The following is a 17,107-nucleotide window of genomic DNA, read 5'->3' on the forward strand; positions in this document are numbered from 1 at the left end:
CGTAATTTTCATGATATGTTAGACCTGTTTCTTCAGGGAAATATTCACAAATGGAACTTAATTACCGATAGAAGTCCATTGGATATTTCTGATAAGCGTAAAAGAATCAAATTCATGGCTAATGTGAGGGTTATCAGCTGTTTTGATCCTTTATCCCTTATATCCCAAGGATTAGGAGAGTTGATCCCCCATGTTGGCCTCGGCGATGGAGGAGCTTATGTTCAGAATAAGGAAACTAGGGATTATCATTTTCATGACTTTTGTACTATTTTTACAAATGGGCTTAAACGGGGTCATTTGCACTGTAAATCAGGCTAATGCAGCATCTTTAGGCGCTGTCCCGATCGAGGGTTATGATGCCGTTTTTGTATTGGATACCAGTTATTCCATGAGGGATACCGATCCTGAGGGCATTGCCGCGGAAGTCATCAATATGTTTATGGATTTGAGTGATGCAGACCGCACACGCGTCGGATTCGTTGCCTACAATCATAACGTGGTCGCCTCGAAACCACTAACTTCGATTGCCGTGGCAGCGCAAAAATCCCAGATCCAGCAGGAAATCAGAACACTTAACCGTTCCGGTTATACGGATTTGGGACTTGGGTTGCGCAAAGGCTCGGAGCTACTAGCGGCAGGAGCATCCCAAGGGCGTCAGCCTTTTATGATTCTATTGTCAGATGGAGAGACTGATTTTGGTGCCTCCTCTGGTTCCCGATCCAAAGGTGACTCCAATAACGATGTATCCTCTGTCATCAAATCTGCACAGACCAAAGGATATCCGGTGTACACGATTGGTCTGAACCATGATGGCACAGTGAACCGACAAGAACTCGAACGGATCGCTTCTCAAACGGGTGGAGCTTCTTTTATTACGAGTAGTGCCGAGGATCTGCCGGAAATTCTGAACCGTATTTTCGCCAGTCAAATTCGCTCCAAGCTCGTTCCAATTGCTGCAATTACGACCACTGGCGAGATGCAGGAATTAACTGTAACTCTACCTGATTCCAGTATGGAGGAAGCCAATCTGGTGCTTTTGTCGGAGCATCCCCTTCTGGAAACACAGCTATATTCCAATTCAGAAAATGTCCGCAGGTACAAGTCGAGCCGATATGCGATTTTAAAAATCGAGCATCCACAGGCAGGCAAAGTGAAGTTGAAACTACGGGGCATACGCGGGGATTTGGTGAAAATCAATTTACTTGGCAGCTACCGACTGGAAGCCGAAGCAACCATAGGAGGAAAGCAAGCATCAGCCACTCATGGCAACAAGCCTGTGCAGTTGCTGAAAGGTCAAGCCACACCGTTTCAAGCTCAGCTCCTGTTACCCGACAGTCAAAAGCTTACGGATGAAGCCGTATATACGTCTCTCCAAGCCCATATAATTGTTACTCCAAAGGGGGGCACAGCCAAAAAGGTGCCTATGACCTATAAGTCAGGAGCCTTCCATACCGAATATGCATTCCCTCAAACCGGGGATTATACATGGCAGCTATCTCTGGATAGTCCGCAATGGTACCGTAAGGGAACTGTACATAAAGTTCACGCGGCCAATGTAGCGCCACAGGTCTTAAAAGACCTGACGATTCACCTGGTGAAAGAAGACGGTGATTCCCGTCGAAGTGTATCGGATTTTATTGTTGACCCGAATCATGACAAGCTGAACTATAAGTTGGATTCAGAAGCCTTTGGGGATGCGATCCATGCTGAGATTAACGGTAATGATCTGCTGCTATCCGAGCTCCGCACAGGTGACTCTCAGCTAAAGATTACTGCCACCGATCCGGAAGGAGCATCCAGCAGCGCTACACTAACCGTTACCGTACAATCTCGGTATACAGCCATTAAATGGACAGTAGCCATCAGTATCGTGGTAGCCGCTCTTCTGTATTGGTTCTTGCGGCCGAAGCCGCAGTTTGCCGGAAGAATCGAAGGATATTTTCTCGCTACAGCAAGTGGGCAGGAGATTCCGGTAAAATCCTGGCCGCTCACCTCCTTTCCGGGTCGTAAGGTCAGCTTGCAGGAGTTGTTCCGTACGCTTGACGTTCACGAACCGTTGCCAGAAGCGGAACGGATCCTATTTTCCGCAGGTAAAAAAGGGAGCCTGATCGTGAAACATGATACACGCTGTGCCTTACAGCATGGAAAGATCAGATTAGCTCGCAACAAAAAAGCGGTCATGGAGTACAGTGACAAACTGTACATTACATTCGAGGATGGTGTCACTGAAATCGAGCTGCGATACAAAGCGATTAAACCAAATACTTCAGTGTACACCGACCATATCCAAGCTCCGACAGGATAATGTCGGTCACAACGTAAAAAAAGAGAAGCGCCGTCTCTTACGATTAACGAACCGTAAGAGTAGGGCGCTTCCCTTTTTTTATCCAATATTCCGCACGTAGTGCGGCTTTAAACCATCGAAGTGAGCGGCAGCGCTTGTTAGCCTGTACCTCCAGACCACGCCGAATGACATACGGCAGCAGAGAAAGTCCCGCATTTTCAATCTGAATCCGCTCAGCATGATCTGCAAATAATCGGCCTGGCACATCTGGCGGAGGTGTTCCTTTTCGGCAATAATACAGCGTAGCGGCCAAACTATAGATATCCGACACAGGTCCCTGCTGCGAACGATTAGAATAAAATTCCAGCGGAGAATAGCCCGCTGTGGTGAAAATCGGATGCTCTTTGCCTTCAAAATGCACAGCCGAACCAAAATCAATCAGCTTGACGTTGCCATTTTCCCCAATCATAATGTTGCCCGGCTTAATATCCCGATGAATAATTCCTTTGTCATGAATGTACTCCATGGCATCAATTAAAGGTAGCAGCGTATGGTACAAAAAAGTGGGGTCATACGTTGGCGCAGCCTCTTCTTTCATCATTCGATCCAAGGTCTTGCCTGCACAGTATTCCATGACCAGATAAGCAGTTCCATTTTCCTCAAAGTGATCTATATAACCGACAATTCCCGGATGACTTAACTCCTTCAACATTTGCCCTTCACGCAAAAAATAATGCATAAACTCCACATATTTGGATTGCATCGAAGCACCGCAAGTGACCGTTTTTCGATCCATCCCCCGCAAAGCCAGTGCATTCGGAAAAAATTCCTTCACAATGACTTTTTCTCGGTTGTCCAACAGCCTTGCCGTATACACGATGGCCAGCTCACTGCGGGACAAGGCGCTTCGAATTTGATATGTATTTCGCAGCTTCGTATTGCGGGCAAGCAGATTCCCGCTTGTATCCACGATCATGACTCGTCCTCCTGTCAGGTTCTTAGCTTATGTCTTTTGTATATATCGGCTTATTACATATCTTTTTATTATACCGTAAAATAGATTATTGGAAAAACAAATAACCTGCCATAATCTCCCTTAGAGAAATGATGACAGGTCTTTTGGCATTCATCTGGTTCTTTTTTCTCAAATCATTTAACCCAGTTTCGTTCCAGGCTTCATGCTGCGCACACTGTTCGTATTTTTCTTCCGTTCACTACGCAGTTTGCCTTTACCTTGTTCTGGAGTGCGAATGGTAAGGGCAATCAGGAACGATACGACGCACAGCACAGCAATTGTGGTAAAGGTCGGGATGAATCCGCCGAGCAAGGCTGCGATAAATGACCCCGCCAGCGCACCAAGGCCAAAGCCTTGATACACAATACCATAGTTTTTACTTTGATTTTTCAGTCCAAAGAAATCAGCTACGATGGCAGGAAAGACTGTAATGTTGCCGCCGAAGCAAAAAGCAATTCCTGCTACACAGGCAAAGAACAAACCATAATTCAGCGGTACCAAACTTAACACTGTAACTGCAGCCGCCGTTGCCAGCAACGCACCCGCTACTACTTTCAAACGACCTACTTTATCCGATAGCGCACCTAAAATGATCCGACCCGCCGTGTTGAAAATGGCGACCATAGCGACCGCATTAGCGGCTGTTGCTACATCCAGACCGGCCATCCGTACGCCGATATCTTTGACGACTCCAATCAGGTAGAGACCACTCATACAAGCGGTAAAGAACATGACGAACAGCAGGTATGCCTGCTTGGTGCGCAACATTTCTTTAACGGTGTAGTCCCGCTGTACGACCCCATTTTGTACCGAAGGCTTGTTCACGACTACAGCTTCTCTTACCAGGAAAGAACCACCCACAATCATGATCAGCACGATCATTCCCCAATATAAGAACGCTTGCGATACACCAACGGACTGAATCAACGAACCATTAATATACTTGAATATAAGACTGCCTGTTCCATATGCCCCAACCGAAATACCGGAAATAAGTCCTTTTTTCTCAGGAAACCATTTAATCAGATTAGAAAGTGATGTAATATATGCCGTTCCATCCGCAAAACCTACGACAATACCCGCCAAAATATATAGCAGGGATAACGAAGTTACCTGTGAACTGAGCATGAGCCCTGCTCCTAACACGACACCTGCACACAAAATCAAACGACGTAGTCCCCATTTATCCTGTAGTTTGCCTGCGAATAAGGTAGCAAACGCCAGTGCAAAACTGGTAATTGAAAATGTAATGGCAACCGAACTGAGGTTCCAGCCAAAGCGGTCCACCAACGGTTGATTAAATAAACTCCATGTGTAAATGGTTCCTAATCCCATTTGTACAATTATTGTTCCAAGTACGACAAGCCAACGATTTCCGCTGTTTGTTTTCATTTCAATCTCCTCTTTTCATTCCGGCTCTACAGCGTCAATTTGTGATTATGATAACCGGGAATCCAGTATACTTTGCGCCTGAGGAGGAGCAAGTCTGTAAGGATTCTCTCTACACGGGTTATTATAACCCTGCATGTCAGCCAGAAATCGTTTGAGGAATGAAATGCACATATAGCGGAATGAAATGCCTTTAAAGTCGCATAATTTGCCGAAATTCCTTGGCCTTGCTACGGCTTACTGGAATTTCAGCCTCTAGTCCACGCAAACGCAGGAGATACGTATGATTAAACCAAGGTACAATTTCACGGATCTGCGACAGATTAACTGTGTACGATCGGTGACAGCGGAAAAAGTCCTGCTGCGGCAACCGGCTATGAAATTCTGAAATGCTCATCGGCATCGTATATTCTTCGTGCCTAGTAAAGACACGGGTCACCTTTTCCTGCGCACACGCATAGTAAATATCGTTCGCATCCGTTACGATGATTTTGTCATTTTTCAGCAGATTAATACGACCTGGCGCAGCAACGGTGCTGGCTTCAGCAGCTCGGGGTTGCGCCGTCTGGACAGGCTCCTGTATTGGAACGTTCTGCTGCTCATAAGCATTTTCCAGCTTACGCAGCATAGATGCGATCCGTTTTTCATCATAGGGTTTGAGGATGTAGTCGAACGCCTCCAGTTCAAAAGCCTGCGCCGCATGTTCTTTATAGGCGGTCGTAAAAATAATATAGGGCTTTTTGGCAAATTTGCTAATGTTCTGTGCCAGCAGCATCCCGTCCAATGAAGGAATATTAATGTCCAGAAAGATCGCATCCGTCTCCTGATCTTGCAGAAACCGAAACACATCTAGCCCATCCTCGAAACTATCGGTCACCTCAATGTTGCTATGAGTCTGAATAAGATACTCCAGCTCTTCACGCGCCGGAAGTTCGTCTTCTACAATTATGGCCTTCATGACTTCTCCTTTGGTATGTCAAAATAAACTTCGGTGCCCGGCTCATGCTTCAGAATAATAACTCCTTCGCCGTACATAAGCTTGAGTCGTCTGTGCACATTGTACAAGCCGATCTGTTTAGCCGGAACCCGATCATGATACAGGTTATCCACAACATCATCGCGTATACCCACCCCGGTATCTGCCACAGAAATACGCACCTTTTCTCCACGATCCTTTACAGAAATGGTTACTGTACCTGCCCCCTTTTTCTTGAGGATTCCATGATTAATCGCATTCTCAACCAGGGGCTGGATAATAAGGCTTGGAATACGCACAGACACCTCATCCATTACATACTCTACCTGAAGCCGGTTGCCGAAGCGTGCTTTTTCAATTTCTACGTAATCAGACACCTGCTGAAGCTCCTTATGAATTTCAATCAAATCATCATTCAGCTCCAAATTATAGCGCAGATAACCCGATAAATTAATGATCAGCTCTCGTGCCTTATCCGGCTTGGTGCGTGTCGTCGAGGCAATGGCGTTCAGCGCGTTGAACAGAAAATGAGGATTGATCTTAGTCTGGAGTGCCTTTAACTCGGCCTTATTCGCCGCTTCCTTAATTTGCTCCACACGCGATACTTCCATTAACGTGGAAATGATTTGAGACAAGCCAATCGCCATCGTCTGCAACGGATACGTGATTTTATAAGCTTTGCGATAATAAATCTTCAACGTTCCGGTTACTTCTCCCCGCTCCTCTAACGGGATAATGAGCAGGGACTGGATTTGGGGTGTTTTATCGTCTGCAATATGATTGCGGATCGTGATTTTACCGCTGCGGATCGTCGATTTAGTCACATCGCTAATGATCTCATCTCCGATGTGATAACGCTCTTCGCCAAAACCGACATAGGCCAGCACATCTCTGGTATCCGTGATCGCCACCGCGTCTGCCTTAATATCTTCTTTTATGATCGAACAAATGGTATGCAAGGATTCGGCATTAATGGAGCGAAAATAAGGCAGCGTCTTGTTGGCAATATCCAGTGCCAGCTTGGCCTGTCTGGCCGCGATATTCTCCTTTTCCCCCTCCACACTCTGGATCAACAGAACGATTAAACCGATACTGACTTCTCCGATAATCATCGGTAGACCAATCTTGGAAACGATGTCCACTCCAAGGCTATGGGGTTGTGCCATCACCATAATGAGCAGCATCGTCAACGCTTCGCAGACCATACCTGCGGCGATACCGACCAGCCATCTCTTGGAACGATTGACCCGGCGGCCGATGTATCCTGACACCACACCTGCCAGAATACTCGTAATCAGACACGGAATCGAGGTCACTCCCCCGATATCAATCAGATAACGATGGATACCCGATATAATACCTGTAACGATCCCAACCCAGGGTCCAAACAAAATACCGCCTGCCATAATTGCTATGATTCGAACGTTAACAAGCGAACCTTCAACTTCAATCCCGGTGTAGGTGCCGAACAGTGCAAACATGCAAAAAATCAATGTTAGTATGGCCAGCTCTGCCGGAGAATGACTGTTCTTTTGCAAGGTTTCCTTAAACCGTGGGATACGTGTAATAAAAAATAAACAAATCAGCAACAATGCTGCGCGCTCAAATAGCTGCATCAGCATTTCCAACAAGGCATTCACATGCGTTCCTCCCAAATAAAAACGGATATGCCTACATAGTTGTTATCGTGTACGTCGTTCATACACACCATACCCAAGTATCATCAAGCCACATACGAATAAAATAATAACAAATATATTGTCAACAAAACTCGGCATATCAGGTTCTGACATAGAAATGCCCGAACTATTCAATTTAACAGGTACGGAATTCGCAGCCCATTGAATGACCGCTATAAAGCGCTCCATCGTATATATCACTCCGCTACCCAATAGGCTCAACACGCCGAATAACAAATATTTAAGCTCCATAAGAATTTATCCCCCCTTAGTTACAAAGCATTTAAACTGCCACAAATTATACCATCAACTTCCATCTAATTATAGCTTCTAGAAATCGCCTCTTCTTCATTTCCCTTCTTCAAACGCAGAAAAAAACCGGAGAGTACCGCTTGATAGCGATACTCCCCGGCTCTCTAGTCCGATGAAGAAGCTTGTCGGTTATTTGCTTTTGCTGATTTCGGTAGGACTGTTGTACTCCTTCTGATCATGTACCAGTTCTTTTAATTGGATAATCAACGCCTCTAGCTCACTAAACCCGGTCACCATATTGGAGGTTATATTTCGTTGTTCCTCTACTCCAGCCAAAATTTGTTCTGATGCTGCACTCGCCTGTTCCGTTACACTTGAAAATTCCGTCATCTCTTGAACAACCTGAGATGAATACTGCTGCATGCTATTCGTACTGTTTTCCACATCCACGGCCTGCATCAGCACTTTATTGGCGTTTTGCAGGATGTCTTCCAGTACAATTTCAGTCGAATGTGCCGATTCCATACTTTGCTGTAGCCTGTGCTGTCCCATGTCAAATTGGCTTACGACAGAATCCATCTGAGTTCTCAGTTGAGTCAAAATAGCTTCCATCGCCACCGAGGTGTTCCCTACCATTTCAGCCAAATTACGCACTTCGCCAGCTACGATGGCAAATCCTTTTCCATGCTCTCCCGCTCTGGCGGCCTCAATGGATGCATTCAAGGACAGCAAATTAGTTTGTTTCGAGATTTGAGTAATATCTTTAAGCATGGCAGACATGTTATCACTTTGTACTCTAAACTCGTCCAGTTCTTCTTTGGTACGACTCATGACTTGACCCAAATCCTTAATTTGAGACGTCAATGCAAGCAGTTGACTGCTCCCTCTGTCCCCGGCATTTTTCGTATCTTCGGAAAGCTGCTTCAGTTCTCGGGAATGATCAGCTACCTCTCGCACGTGCTGGTCAGATTGAGCCAAGTTATCCGTAACCTCGGTGATATTCGAAGCTTGCATTTCTACCCCTTTGGCAACCTCCTGAAATCCGATAGCGACTTCATTTGTCACGCTGCCCGTCGCATCTACTTGATTCCTGAATCGTTCTGTAAAGCTATGCAATCCAGCCACTGCTTGTCTAACTTGCTCAAACAGAAATTCAATTCGTTGCCTTGTAGCATCGATATCTTTATTTTGCTCTTCACTTTTCTTAAACTGCTTTTGATTTAACACCGATACCACTAACAGTAGCAAACCAATGAGTAAAACAATAATAAACTCATGCACATAGCGCAAAGAACCGGTAGCCGGGGGAATTGGGGGCGTACCGATTGTTATTTGCACAAATATATTACAGAGATTTAAGGTCATAGCTACCAGAAAATACCGGTAAGACGGATACAGCAAAAACAAAGAGCAAATTAATATGGTGGTCCCTACCTCGACGTTAGATAAGTTCAAAAATATACACATTAATACGCTAAAAAACGTAGTAATCCACGGAATAAGGCGGATTCCTTTCTTTTTCACATTCAGGATCGTTAAAACTGCCGCGACTACAAATCCTACACCATTAGATACCCACATCGAGGGATTAGATAATGCCGGGACGATGCCGCTCAAGGCCATAATCCAAAAAATAATGATCACCAATTTGTTTCTTTGCCACAACAATTCACTCGTTCTGTCCATGATTGTGTACGCGCTCCTTAGAATATATATTAGGTATTTATAAAATAAAAATGTAAATACCATACTTTATATATCGTCATATCAGAACACGTAGTGAATGAAAATCATGCAAACACTCCACATTCCCTTTAATCGTCAAATTACAACAGGACAACTCTTAAAGGGAAAGAGTATGTAATTGTAAATAAATGAATGCAAAGAATCGCCCCCCTGACAGGGAGCGATTTTGAATTCATTTTTGATGATCTTTGCAATTGGAAAAGGTTCATGTACCACTGATAATATTAGGATTCCTTGTTTTCAGAAGCCTCTTCAGCGCCTTCGGTTGCCGCTGCATCACCTTCCACAGCAGCATTTTCTACTTCAACTGCACGTGGAACGATAATAGAAGCAAGCAGTTCTTCTTCAGGGACGTGCAGTGTTACTCCTTTAGGGAGTTTCAAGTCGCTAGCGCTCAGCTTGTCACCAACATCCAGCGCGGATACATCCACCTCAATGGTAGATGGCAAATCAGCCGGAAGACCTTCGACCTCAACTTCCGTTTCCTGAACTTGCAGAATACCGCCTGTTTTTGTACCTGCAGGTGTACCCTGATAATCAATAGAAACACGCACGCGAAGCGGTTTGTTTTTGGAGATTTTCAGAAAGTCGGCATGCAACCATTGGTTATCACGCTGTTGATAATCTTTAATAATAACTGGAATGGTTTCTCCACCCTCTACTGTGAGGTTAAACACCTCTGAACGTCCGGTTTTGACTACTTTATTAAATTCCTTGGCATCGACATGTACAGGGGTTCCTTCAAGCTCAGAGCCGTAAACCACAGCTGGAATCCGTCCTTTTAACCTCAATCCACGAATGGCCGAACCCTTCTTCTCTGTTCTCGGCTGGGCGGTCAGTTGAATACTTCCTCCATTAGAACTCATGATATACAACCTCCTTCAGGTTACCTTACAAATGATTTTCCTCCAAGAATCTTGCCTGTTTACCAGTCGTACTACAGGATGTAAGCCAGCTAGCTGGCAAAACTAAACAAGTCCATAATTCTATTTTACCCCTTTTTTCTGAAACTGACACACGTTTGCATAAAAAAATAGCATTTCTCGAAATGATCGAAAAATGCTATTTTTGTGTATATACGCAACCAAGCACGCAAGTCTAACCGGCCCGATTATCATTTACCAGTAACAAATATTCTTCTCTGCCACTATGAATCAGTACCTGCATCACAGACTGGTTCTGGTCTATATCAATATATCGATCTGCCTCAACATCCTTGGCATCCCAGTGATTAAGCCGGACAATGTAGCCAATTCGCTGTATATCAGGAGCCACCTGAATACGCGCTATTGCACGACCGTCATCCAAATCCCGAAATTCGACATGTCCGTCGCGATGCCCAGTTCCCCATACCCATACGTTCCAGCCAGTGTATTGCCGATCCGTACGCTCGTAGATCAGTTCAATCGTACGAAATGGAGCGACTTCATTATCGTTTCCAAGCTGCACATCTGTCAAAGCCATGGCTGTACCTGCAATTTCTTGATCTGTTCCCTCATCCGAGTCTTCCAATTCGTTCTCCGCCTGACGATTAGCCTGATCTTGTTCAGTCAAAAAGGAGACTCGTGCAGGTTCTTCCTGATCATATAACACCATCATTGACCAGCGCGATACAGTTACACGATGGCCTACGACTTCATACCGTGTCTCATTACCAGCCCCGTGTGCGTCCACGACCACATGCCAACGATCCGATTCCGCAGGCAATACTATCGTCTGCTCCGTATCCGAGCCGTTATAAATCACCACAATATGATTCCAGGCATCGCCGTTAGCATGGTGCCTCAAAGCAAAGGCCACCACATGCCCACTGCTTTGCAGCACTTCCATGTGCTGCTCCACCAGCTCACGTTGGTCCATTCGGAATGCTGGGTGGCTGCGTCGCAAAGCAATTAAGCCTTGGTAGTAATCAAACACGGGGCGAAACCTCGCCTTGTTATCCCAATGAATGGCATTGACCACATCTGAGCTCCGGTAACTATTGTGGTCTCCATATTTGGAGCGCAACAGTTCATCCCCTGCATGAATAAAAGGAATACCTTGAGATGTGAGTACCATGCCGTTGGCCAACAGGGACTTGCGCACGGTTTCGTCCTCTAGCAGGTTATTTTCATCCAGTTCCCCATACGGATCTGCTTCGGCAACAGCATGTTCAGGTGTCCTCCCATCCTGTGGCTTCCCCTGCTCCCATTGTGGAAAACGACAGTGCTCCCGCAAATGTCTTACCGTCAAAATTTTATCCCACAGATTGAGATTATCGTGGGCAGTTACATAATTGACGGTCTCCGATGGCTGAGCTGTGAAATCATGAATAGCCCCAAAAGCACCTTTGAGCACCTGCTCCTCCTGATGTTCTGCCCCCGTGGCAAACCCGCTTCCAGTACCGTCGCTATCCCCCTTAATAGCAGAACGGTAGTTGTCGTTAAAAACAGCAAAGCCTTTGTCCCGTTGTGTTCCTTTTAGCGTAAGCAAGGGTTGTGGAGATTCTCCTCCCGTCCAAGGCTCACCATAGATCAGCAGATCCGGACGCACTTCAGAGCGAAGTTCTTGCGTAAGCTGCACCACGGTTGGTGTATCAATCAGACCCATCAGATCAAATCGAAAGCCGTCTATATGATATTCCTCTGCCCAATAGCGTAGTGAATCCTTGATATACTTGCGCACCATCGGACGTTCGGTTGCCACCTCATTGCCTACACCTGATCCATTGGTGAGCTGCCCTTGTTCATCCGTGCGGTAATAATATCCAGGTACAACAGGCTCAAATGGCCCCTGTTCCACCGAATACGTATGGTTGTATACAACGTCCATAATGACACCGATGCCGGCAGAATGCAAAGACTTTACCAGCAGTTTCAGCTCTCGTATACGTGCCTCTGGATCAGCCGGATTGGAAGAATAAGACCCCTCCGGCACATTATAATGCTGGGGATCATAGCCCCAGTTATATTCAGTATCTAATTCCGCAAAGTCATTCACCGTATGAAAATCAGCTACTGGAAGCAAATGAACATGTGTAATGCCCAGTTCCAGCAGATGATCCAGCCCGATACTGTTCCCCTCAGGATCCTTCAATCCCGTATACGTAAAGGCCTCAAACCGTCCCTGAGCAGCAGATAAGTCTTTTTTCCCTGTATTAAAATGGGTATCCATCGAAAAATCACGCACATGAACCTCATAGAGAATGGCATCCGTCGGCCGCTTAAGGGTAGGCCCCGCATCCAATTCCCATCCATCCGGGTTGGTTTGAGCCAAATCAATGATCGCTGTACGTTGCCCGTTGGCTGATACCGCTGTGGCATATGGATCGGCAGCATAATGAACAGTGTTGTCCGCCCACTCCAGCCTGTACATGTAATAATATTTGTTCCAGTCACCTTCCAGCTCTATAGACCATACCCCTTGATCATCACGGATCATGAGAAATTCCTGACCCCCGCCGTGCTCCTGAACGTTCCCCTCCTGATCGTACGCCCCCGCATCGCTATACAACGCTATATGGACCTGCTTCGCAGTCGGGGCCCATACCTTGAACTTGCTGCCCGCAGGCGTATAAGTAAGACCCAAATCATAGCCTTCATATATGGGATATTTTGTGTGCTCAAGCTCTTTAAGCTGATTGAAATCTGACATTTCTGTTCACCACCCATTTCTGTACATCGGCTTACAGCCTCTGTTCATCCATCATTTATGATGTTTATGACTTGTCAATATACCTCAGGATTTGCAAAATCCTCACCTCATAGGCTATCAAAATAAGACAAGCTTGAAAAGCTGGATGATTTAAATAAGGATGACGCTCCCATTTCAACACGCACACTCCATTTTATGACAAAACGATGAACAGGCTACAGCTTTCGCCTTCAAAGCATCACATTTATTTCCCAGCTTTCATCACGTTCAGGAGAGTCGGCGGTTATCCATTTGAAAAATTTCGTCAGCCATTCGCATAGTAGAGCTTCGATGCGAAACAAGGATGATCGTTTTGTCTTGCTGCTGTTCTTTTAACGATTTTAAAATAATCGCTTCGTTCAAACTGTCCAAATTGCTAGTTGGTTCGTCTAGCAGTAAGAGGGGCGCATCATGAACAAAGGCTCTGGCCAGCCCCAAGCGCTGGCGTTCACCACCAGACAGCCTGTCCCCCAACTCTCCGACCCGGCTGTCATATCCTTGAGGCAATGTCATAATAAAATCGTGTACTGATGCCTTACGGGCTGCTTCCACAACCTGTTGATGTGTAGCATCCGGCTTTCCAATTTTGATATTAGCTGCAATGGAATCGTCAAACAGGAATGTATGCTGATCGACATAGCTCTGTAAGCCTCTCAAATGTCGGGTTCCAATTTCCTTCAAATCGTGTCCGGATAGCAAAATTTCACCTTGCTGCGGGTCCCTAAATCGCATCAGCAACTTCAGCAGTGTAGACTTGCCAGAGCCGCTTTTACCCTGAATGCCTAAAATCCGCTTATGCGGTATCATGAGACTTACATCATTCAGCACCGTTTGACCATCGTATGAAAAAGTCACCTTGTCTACTCGTGCCCCAGTAAAGGCGACACTCATCCCGTCGATATTTTCCTCTACCTCCGGAGTTTCCTCCAATAGACTCAACACTCGTTCCCCGCTCGCCAGCGTTTGAAGCAAATTGTTGGACAGATTGCTCAGTGCGATGACCGGACCAAATGAACTAAACAGGGCAATGACAGAAATCAGCATACCTGTAAAGTCAACCTGACCATTAGACATACCGTACAATCCAGCCAGCAGCATCAAGAATGAGAATCCAACTACAGCCGCATCTGTGATGGCTCTTGTGATGCCTTCATGATGCTTTAAGTCCTTCTGCTTGGCATCCAACTGATCCGTACGACGGTTAATCTCATTCAAACGTTGTTCTCCTTGTCCATATTGCACAATTTCCTTCATCCCCCGTAAGCTGTCCAAAAAATAACTGCTCAGCTTGCCAAAGCTGCTGCGGTATTCCATCCCCTGACGCTTGCCCATACGTGACGTGAGCAGAGGAATAAATAAACCGACAGTTAGGTAAGCAAGCGCAGCAAGCCAGCCTAGCAGAGGCTCATAAGAACCGATAAAAAACACCATGAGCAGTGAGGTGATGATGCCAATCATAACAGGAGCTATCGTATGCGCATAAAATACTTCCAGCAACTCAATATCACTTGTAATGAGTGAGATCAGATTTCCCTTGTCCTTGCCTTCCAATTTGGCTGGAGCGAGTCTTCGCAGGGCTTGAAGCATCTTGTCACGTAGTACAGCCAGCAGCTTGAAAGCGAGATAGTGACCACTCATTTGCTCGCCATAACGGAATACCCCGCGCAGTACGGCGCAAACCACGATCGTTGTCAGCAAAAACGATAGGGTGTAGCCTGTCGTGATGCCCGTTGCTGTAAGCAGAGCCAGGGCTCCAAACACTATAATGCCAATAGCACAAACAAAACCAAGCACTCCTGTAACAATCGTGATGAGCAGCACAGGTAAAAGAGGTCCCGCCAGTACCAATAATTGGCCCATGATCCGTAATCCGTGTCTACGCATATACAGCCCCTCCTTTTCCAAACTGCTCTACCCGGTGTTGACTGAGATACATCTCCGCATAATGCCCCTGCTGGCTCAACAGCTCATGGTGCGTCCCGGATTCTGCCACCAAACCGTTTTGCAGCACATAGATACAGTCGGATTGGACTACGTTTTCCAGTCTGTGAGAGATAAGAATCACTGTTTTTTGACCTGCCAGCGCATGTATAACCTCCATAATGCCTTCCTCACTTTCACTGTCAATGTTAGAGGTGGCCTCGTCAAAAATGTAGACACGACTATCATGTAGCAATGCTCTGGCTAGTGCTAGCCGTTGGCGCTGTCCTCCTGACAGATTTGCTCCCTGCTCTTCCAGTTCTGCTTCCAGACCTCCTTCTGAGAGGATAAAATCATACAGCTTCACTTGTCGCAAAGCTTCCAGCATGTGTTGCTCATCCGCGTGCTCATTGCCCATTTTTAAATTTGCTTCCACGGTGCCTTTAAAAATATAGCTGTTAAAACCGATCCAGGTCATATGACGCATGCGGCTTTCTTCCGAAATATCGGTAAGCTCGGTTCCTCCAATCGTCAGGCTTCCTCGATACCCCTCGTGATGCCCAACAATCAATCCGGCTACCGTACTTTTACCAGAGCCTGATTCCCCAACAATGGATACAAAGCTGCCCTGGGGAATATCCATGGATACATTTCGTAAGGTATCTCTTTCGTCGTAGGCGAAACTCACCTGTTCCAGACGAATATCTGTGGTTTCTATGCTTTTTTGTCCTTGGATAAGGTCCTCTGTGCTCAACATTTGGAATATTTTGTCACTTGCAGCCATTCCGTTCATGGCGATATGAAAGTAAGAACCCAGAAGACGCAGAGGAATAAAAAATTCTGCCGACAGCAAAACAATGATGATTGCTCCTGCCAAGCCAATTCGTCCAGAAGAATATTCGCTTACCGCGACCAGTACACCCGCAGCGGCACCACCAAATGCGATAAGATCCATAATGGCCACGGAGTTAAGCTGCATAGTCAGCACTTTCATCGTCATTTTGCGAAAATCTTCAGCTGCTGTGTTCATTTCCTGATGTTTATCCTGGTCTGTTCCGTACATTTTGAGCGTAGTCAGACCTTGCACATTCTCCAAAAAGCTGTGGCCCAAATTGACGTAACTACCCCAATATTTCCGAAAAAGCTTTTTAGCCATCCTCATAATGACAATGATCGACACTGGAATTAAGGGAACGCAGATCAATAGTATAATGGCTGCTTTGAAGCTGACAAAAGAGAGGGTAATGAATAACGTTACGGGGGCAAGCAGACTGTAAAATAGCTGAGGCATATATCTACCGAAATAGGTTTCAAGCTGCTCTACCCCTTCTACAGCAACCTGAATAACCCCCGAGGTGGAGGTATGATCTGTATATGCGGGCCCTATCTTCAGCAACTTGCTGTAAATTTGCGAGCGCAGCGTTTTTTTAGCATTTACCGAAGCACGATAGGATAACATACTGGCTGCATAATTGCTCAGGCAGCGAACTGCAATAGCAGCAATAACAATGACCGTCATAGATAGAATCAGCTTGCGAGTCACTTGTCCTTCCCATGCCTGCTGCATAACAAAGGCCATAGACAACACAGCGGCTATACTCCCCAAAAGACCGATCCACTGCACAAGCACACCCCATACGATATATTTTCGAGAATGTTCCACTAGACCGAGCAGACGGCTGTCGACCATTTTAGACTTTTTTTTTGGAGTAGGTGCAGGTGAAGATGATGGTGTTATTTTTGCTGCAGCGTTTCTCACTGTTCCGATTCGGAATATAAAGTAATAATATTTAAAAAGGATGACCAAGACGATGAGCGTTTTGCCCCACACATTAGGGGTGAAAATAAAGCCTATAATCAGCATCGTTGACGCTAAGCCCAATGTCGTGATTTTCGTAGACAGCTTCAACGACCTTGTTTGAACAAAACTCTCTAGATGCTTTTGGTACAGAGAGGTATTCGAAAACCACTGGTGAATCCTTTCGGACCCCCGCATAAAGAAAAAGGTCGCGAGCAGCAGAAACGGTGTAGTCGGTAGCAACGGTAGCACTACACCAATAACTCCAAGCGCTAAAAATAAAAACCCTAAGGTAATATAGATCGGTTTCACTATAATCCTCCCTAATAGTTATAATAGTAATGGTTTCATTTTATAGATAATGATAATCATTATC

At 45.8% G+C, this 17,107-nt stretch carries 11 protein-coding genes; 1 reads left to right on the forward strand and 10 read right to left on the reverse strand.

The features are described 5' to 3' along the window. Positions 1 to 217: 217 nt before the first annotated feature. On the forward strand, positions 218 to 2,305 hold the full coding sequence (locus tag MKY98_RS18870; protein ID WP_245231609.1) for a vWA domain-containing protein: 2,088 nt from the start codon (positions 218 to 220) through the stop codon (positions 2,303 to 2,305). A gap of 43 nt (positions 2,306 to 2,348) precedes the next feature. Here MKY98_RS18870 and MKY98_RS18875 read toward each other — a convergent pair whose 3' ends face one another. The 10 genes from MKY98_RS18875 to MKY98_RS18920 form a co-directional block, all read right to left on the reverse strand. Next, complete coding sequence (locus tag MKY98_RS18875) at positions 2,349 to 3,260, reverse strand: serine/threonine protein kinase (RefSeq protein ID WP_029515684.1); 912 nt, start codon at positions 3,258 to 3,260, stop codon at positions 2,349 to 2,351. A 177-nt stretch (positions 3,261 to 3,437) separates the two neighbouring features. Then, positions 3,438 to 4,691 carry an L-lactate MFS transporter gene (locus MKY98_RS18880; RefSeq protein ID WP_069012491.1) on the reverse strand — a complete coding sequence of 418 codons (1,254 nt, stop codon included), beginning with the start codon at positions 4,689 to 4,691 and terminating at the stop codon, positions 3,438 to 3,440. 190 nt (positions 4,692 to 4,881) lie between these two features. Then, on the reverse strand, positions 4,882 to 5,646 hold the full coding sequence (locus MKY98_RS18885; protein WP_029515686.1) for a LytR/AlgR family response regulator transcription factor: 765 nt from the start codon (positions 5,644 to 5,646) through the stop codon (positions 4,882 to 4,884). Next, positions 5,643 to 7,304: a sensor histidine kinase gene (locus MKY98_RS18890; RefSeq protein WP_176715758.1), complete on the reverse strand. Its 1,662-nt coding sequence runs from the start codon at positions 7,302 to 7,304 to the stop codon at positions 5,643 to 5,645. Before MKY98_RS18890 ends, MKY98_RS18885 begins: the two co-directional genes overlap by 4 nt. Positions 7,305 to 7,346: 42 nt before the next feature. Beyond that, positions 7,347 to 7,595 carry a hypothetical protein gene (locus MKY98_RS18895; protein WP_029515688.1) on the reverse strand — a complete coding sequence of 83 codons (249 nt, stop codon included), beginning with the start codon at positions 7,593 to 7,595 and terminating at the stop codon, positions 7,347 to 7,349. A 189-nt stretch (positions 7,596 to 7,784) separates the two neighbouring features. Then, on the reverse strand, positions 7,785 to 9,281 hold the full coding sequence (locus MKY98_RS18900; protein ID WP_029515689.1) for a methyl-accepting chemotaxis protein: 1,497 nt from the start codon (positions 9,279 to 9,281) through the stop codon (positions 7,785 to 7,787). A gap of 284 nt (positions 9,282 to 9,565) precedes the next feature. Next, on the reverse strand, positions 9,566 to 10,207 hold the full coding sequence (locus tag MKY98_RS18905) for a 50S ribosomal protein L25 (protein ID WP_029515690.1): 642 nt from the start codon (positions 10,205 to 10,207) through the stop codon (positions 9,566 to 9,568). Between the two features lie 232 nt (positions 10,208 to 10,439). Continuing rightward, positions 10,440 to 12,974 (reverse strand): type I pullulanase, encoded by a 2,535-nt coding sequence (gene pulA / locus MKY98_RS18910; RefSeq protein ID WP_069012490.1) that lies wholly within the window; start codon positions 12,972 to 12,974, stop codon positions 10,440 to 10,442. 267 nt (positions 12,975 to 13,241) lie between these two features. After that, positions 13,242 to 14,897: an amino acid ABC transporter ATP-binding/permease protein gene (locus MKY98_RS18915; RefSeq protein WP_069012489.1), complete on the reverse strand. Its 1,656-nt coding sequence runs from the start codon at positions 14,895 to 14,897 to the stop codon at positions 13,242 to 13,244. Continuing rightward, entirely contained in the window at positions 14,890 to 17,043 is a 2,154-nt protein-coding gene (locus MKY98_RS18920) for a DUF454 family protein (RefSeq protein WP_208332641.1), read from the reverse strand. The genes MKY98_RS18915 and MKY98_RS18920 overlap by 8 nt, the downstream gene beginning before the upstream one ends. Between the last annotated feature and the right edge of the window lie 64 nt (positions 17,044 to 17,107).

The sequence above is a fragment of the Paenibacillus sp. FSL M8-0228 genome (assembly GCF_038007385.1).
GTDB classification, from domain to species: domain Bacteria; phylum Bacillota; class Bacilli; order Paenibacillales; family Paenibacillaceae; genus Paenibacillus; species Paenibacillus polymyxa_D.

Bases quoted from the DNA above. Each gene is read 5' to 3' on its own strand.
- MKY98_RS18870 (WP_245231609.1), top strand. From the start codon at position 218: ATGTTCAGAATAAGGAAACTAGGGATTATCATTTTCATGACTTTTGTA.
- MKY98_RS18875 (WP_029515684.1), bottom strand. From the start codon at position 3,260: ATGATCGTGGATACAAGCGGGAATCTGCTTGCCCGCAATACGAAGCTG.
- MKY98_RS18880 (WP_069012491.1), bottom strand. From the start codon at position 4,691: ATGAAAACAAACAGCGGAAATCGTTGGCTTGTCGTACTTGGAACAATA.
- MKY98_RS18885 (WP_029515686.1), bottom strand. From the start codon at position 5,646: ATGAAGGCCATAATTGTAGAAGACGAACTTCCGGCGCGTGAAGAGCTG.
- MKY98_RS18895 (WP_029515688.1), bottom strand. From the start codon at position 7,595: ATGGAGCTTAAATATTTGTTATTCGGCGTGTTGAGCCTATTGGGTAGC.
- MKY98_RS18900 (WP_029515689.1), bottom strand. From the start codon at position 9,281: ATGGACAGAACGAGTGAATTGTTGTGGCAAAGAAACAAATTGGTGATC.
- MKY98_RS18905 (WP_029515690.1), bottom strand. From the start codon at position 10,207: ATGAGTTCTAATGGAGGAAGTATTCAACTGACCGCCCAGCCGAGAACA.
- pulA (WP_069012490.1), bottom strand. From the start codon at position 12,974: ATGTCAGATTTCAATCAGCTTAAAGAGCTTGAGCACACAAAATATCCC.
- MKY98_RS18915 (WP_069012489.1), bottom strand. From the start codon at position 14,897: ATGCGTAGACACGGATTACGGATCATGGGCCAATTATTGGTACTGGCG.